This window comes from Vibrio sp. 1580, assembly GCF_033340055.1.
Genome location: NZ_JAWOVT010000419.1, coordinates 1 through 614 on the forward strand (window position 1 = coordinate 1; position 614 = coordinate 614).

A 614-nucleotide genomic window follows, 5' to 3' on the forward strand; every position below is an offset into this window, starting at 1 on the left:
TTTTTAGCCACCATTGCCAACCACGCTTTGGCTGCATGGTTAGGTGTGGTAGTGGCCGACTATCTATCTCCTGATGTTTTAAAATGGGTGCTGGTGGTCAGTTTTGTTGCCATGGCAGCTTGGGTTCTGATCCCAGACAAACTGGATGACGACGAAGAGATCTCGAATCGTGGACCATTCATTGCCAGCTTTATTGCCTTCTTTGTCGCTGAAATCGGTGATAAAACTCAGATTGCGACTTCCATTCTAGGCGCGCAATACGCGGATGCGCTGAGTTGGGTCATACTTGGCACGACCATTGGTATGCTGTTGGCCAACGTGCCAGTGGTGTTGATTGGTAAGCTTTCAGCAGACAAGATGCCATTGGGTTTGATCCGTAAAGTAACCGCTATTTTGTTCGTGTTGTTGGCTATTGGTGCGGCCTTCTTTTAATGGTTTGAAGCAGATAACGTAGCCTGAAAAGGAAAAACGTTATCTGCGAACAATCGTTAAAATGGTGCGAATTATCAATAACTAGCGAATTAGTGGCGCAGCTCAAACTCTGACTTAAAATCGCTCCGTAGCGTGACGGATGACATATTAGTGTCATACTTGTCATGGTAGTTTAATGGTGT

1 protein-coding gene is annotated in these 614 nt (G+C 45.6%); it reads left to right on the plus strand.

From position 1 onward, the window contains the following. A partial coding sequence (locus R7093_RS26340) for a TMEM165/GDT1 family protein (RefSeq protein ID WP_318147164.1) occupies nucleotides 1-432 on the plus strand: 432 nt, incomplete at its 5' end. Between the last annotated feature and the right edge of the window lie 182 nt (nucleotides 433-614).